This is a genomic window from Sphingorhabdus sp. (assembly GCF_044357595.1).
GTDB lineage: Bacteria > Pseudomonadota > Alphaproteobacteria > Sphingomonadales > Sphingomonadaceae > Sphingorhabdus_B.
Genome location: NZ_JBIKPH010000198.1, coordinates 1 through 3055, shown reverse-complemented (window position 1 = coordinate 3055; position 3055 = coordinate 1). Strand labels below are relative to the sequence as shown.

At 57.3% G+C, this 3055-nt stretch carries 4 protein-coding genes; 3 read left to right on the top strand and 1 reads right to left on the bottom strand.

Annotated features, from left to right (window positions below; all coding sequences use genetic code 11):
* Positions 1-14 precede the first annotated feature (14 nt).
* The 3 genes from xseA to ACIQ2T_RS12895 are packed head-to-tail and all read left to right on the top strand — an operon-like array spanning position 15 to position 2526.
* Complete coding sequence (gene xseA / locus ACIQ2T_RS12905) at positions 15-1424, top strand: exodeoxyribonuclease VII large subunit (RefSeq protein WP_397591157.1); 1410 nt, start codon at positions 15-17, stop codon at positions 1422-1424.
* A 44-nt stretch (positions 1425-1468) separates the two neighbouring features.
* A complete protein-coding gene (locus ACIQ2T_RS12900) occupies positions 1469-1672 on the top strand; it encodes a DUF2093 domain-containing protein (RefSeq protein WP_397591156.1) in 204 nt (67 codons plus the stop codon).
* Between the two features lie 2 nt (positions 1673-1674).
* On the top strand, positions 1675-2526 hold the full coding sequence (locus ACIQ2T_RS12895) for a M23 family metallopeptidase (protein ID WP_397591155.1): 852 nt from the start codon (positions 1675-1677) through the stop codon (positions 2524-2526).
* Between the two features lie 6 nt (positions 2527-2532).
* Here ACIQ2T_RS12895 and ACIQ2T_RS12890 read toward each other — a convergent pair whose 3' ends face one another.
* Positions 2533-2709: a hypothetical protein gene (locus ACIQ2T_RS12890; protein ID WP_397591154.1), complete on the bottom strand. Its 177-nt coding sequence runs from the start codon at positions 2707-2709 to the stop codon at positions 2533-2535.
* Positions 2710-3055 lie beyond the last annotated feature (346 nt).

The window sequence follows — 3055 nt, the reverse complement described above, 5'->3', positions numbered from 1 at the left end:
TGAGCAAGATATTCATGTCCGCAAATGACCCCTTTGAAACTGCCGACCCGCAAGTCGCTCGCCTGTTAGCCGAGGAGCGCCCCGGCGACAATGCCCAGGCGATGAGCGTGTCCGAACTGTCGCTTGCGCTCAAGCGCACCGTTGAGGACAGGTTCGGCCATGTCCGCGTGCGCGGCGAGATTTCGGGGTTCAAGCGCGCGGCGTCTGGCCATATCTATTTTTCCCTGAAAGACGACAATGCGCGGCTCGACGCGGTAATGTGGAAAGGCGGCACAGCACGCCTGCCCTTCGCGCCCGAGGATGGGCTTGAGGTCGTCGCCACCGGTAAGCTCACCACTTATGCGGGGCGTTCAAATTATCAAATCGTCGTCGACAGCCTTGAGGTGGCCGGCGAAGGTGCGATGATGCTTTTATTTGAAAAGCTGAAAGCGCGTCTCGCGGCAGAAGGGCTATTTGCGCCGGAACGTAAGAAGAGACTGCCGTCCTTGCCGTGCACCATCGGCGTTGTCACATCGCCCACTGGCGCAGTCATCCGGGATATTTTGCACAGATTGGCCGACCGTTTCCCCACGCATGTTATTGTCTGGCCGGTATTGGTGCAGGGCGAAGGATCGGCCGCCCAAATTGCGCGCGCCGTGAACGGGCTTTCCGCAATGCCGCAGGATGGCCCGGCGACCCGTCCAGATCTGGTGATCGTGGCGCGTGGAGGTGGCTCAATAGAGGATCTTTGGGCGTTTAACGACGAAGCGGTGGTGCGCGCCGTCGCCAATTGCACAATACCGATTATCTCGGCAGTCGGGCATGAAACCGATACAACCCTGTGCGACTTTGCAGCGGATTTGCGCGCGCCAACGCCCACAGCTGCCGCAGAAATCGCGGTTCCTGTCCGCAGCGACTTGCTACAGCGCGTTGGGCAGTTCGGACTGCGCATGTCGAATACCGTCCGCAAGCGTGTGGACTTGGCCGCAGAACGGCTTGAGGCACAACGCCGGCTCATGCCCAAGCTGTCAGACCTTGCAGCTCCGCATCAACAACGCACCGACGATCTTGCCGAACGCTTGCGTCAATCGCTCCGCACCCGTGTCGGCAAAGCGGAGATTGCTTATTCAGCGCCAGCCATGATGCTGCACCTGCGCTTATTGAACCGCCGTGTGGAGCAATGGCAGCAAAGGCTAGATGCACTTACCAGGCTTGCGGGCAGTTTACACCCCGAAGCACCGCTAAAGCGCGGGTTCGCGCGGGTGACCGATGCAGACGGCAAAACCATCATGACGCGTGACGCCGCGGTGAAGGCAGGCGAAGTCACCTTGCGATTCGTCGATGGTGAAGTTGGCGGACTGGTCCATGGCGCCTCTGCCTCCCGGCCAGCGCCGCCGAAACCCGTTAAGCCGACAATTAATCAGGGCAATCTGTTCGACGGTTGAAGGCGCGCATTGCCCATTGCGAATCGATACGCCATAATGGGACGATGTTGATGTCACCTACAAACAAAGTCGCGCGCCTGTATTATATGGCTAATAATTTTCGTATGCTGACTGCGGGAGACCACGTCGTTTGCGCTGTTACTGGCCAAGCCATTCCATTGGAGGAATTGCGCTATTGGAGCGTCGTCAAGCAGGAGCCTTATGTGAGCGCAGAGGCGTCGGCCCGCGCCGCTTTGGCCAAGGGATAAGCTTGGGACGCACGGGCTACGCCTTGCTGGCATTGCTTGCAGCGGTTGGGTTTCTGACCACTGCGGCCGGCTTAAGAGCCACACCACAACCACCCGCCGCCGATTTCTGGATGTCCGGCCCGCCGGTCCAAGGCGGTCTAGTCACTGCCCGCGCACCCAAAAACACACGCAATGTGTTTTTAAACGACGAAGCGCTCCAGATCAGTTCGGACGGTGTCTTCCTCATGGGGTTCGACCGCGATGCCCCGGTGCAGGCAAATGTCGTTTTCATACTCGCCGACGGGAGCCAGGCGGCACGCAATATATCCGTTGCTGCCGGCGACTGGCGCATTGAAAATGTTGCTGCGAATATGACGGGCGGTGCAAAAAGTTCAGCGGAATTTGAAGCAAGACGCGGCGCAGAGCTTGTACGGATCAATGCGGCGCGCGCACTCAGCCGAGAAAGCAACGGCTGGCGGCAAAAATTCATCCGCCCTGTTGCAGGCCGCGTATCCGGGTTATTTGGTGCCCAGCGAGTCTACAACGGTATTCCCGGTAGCTATCATACCGGCATGGATATCGCCGCAGCAAGAGGTAACGCATTCGTTGCGCCCGCGGACGGCGTTGTAGCTCTTGCCGCGGCAGACGCATTTACCCTTGAGGGCCATTTGCTCATGATTGACCATGGCATGGGACTAAACAGCGCCTTCCTGCATGCGTCCGAACTTCTTGTGAAAGAGGGCGACGTCGTTAAACAAGGCCAAATCATCGGACGGGTAGGCGCCACTGGTCGGGCAAGTGGGCCGCATCTCCATTGGGGGATGAAATGGAACAGCGCGCGGATCGACCCAAAATTACTGCTGCCCGCATTTTGAATTCCTTCAGACCACTTTCAAGTTACCCATCGCACTAAAAGCAGGTATTCCTAAGGGCTGCTTGTCGCTGTCGACAACAGAAAAAGAGCCCTGCGCCGAACACGCGGCAGTTAGACCAACGGCCGCAATCATATAAGGCGACGCAAGACTGTCGGTACACAAGCCGTGATCACCGTCGCTCACGAGCAGCTCCTCAAGCATCACGCCTTTTTGGCCGGCCGCCGACCGCAATAGCAGCCGACGATTTGTTTACTAGCCATTAGATCGGATAGATCCAACAAATTCGGGTTTAAACCAAGGACAGGGGAAATGCCCGCAGTCCAATACCGCATGACAAAATTGATTGACGCTGGGTTCGTACTGTGAAAAAACCAACGTTCCAGTATTATCTGAGGGAGAGAAACATGGAAAATTTAACTTTTGGCCAATATTCTTTGGTCTATAACGCATTTTCATTCACATTTGCCACGATGGCAGCGGCTACGCTGTTTTTGTGGCTTGGCCGGTCGCAAGTAGGTCCAGCCTACAA

What these genes read in the sequence shown, in the direction of transcription:
- xseA (WP_397591157.1), top strand. Translation starts at nt 15, where the DNA reads ATGTCCGCAAATGACCCCTTTGAAACTGCCGACCCGCAAGTCGCTCGC.
- ACIQ2T_RS12900 (WP_397591156.1), top strand. Translation starts at nt 1,469, where the DNA reads ATGTTGATGTCACCTACAAACAAAGTCGCGCGCCTGTATTATATGGCT.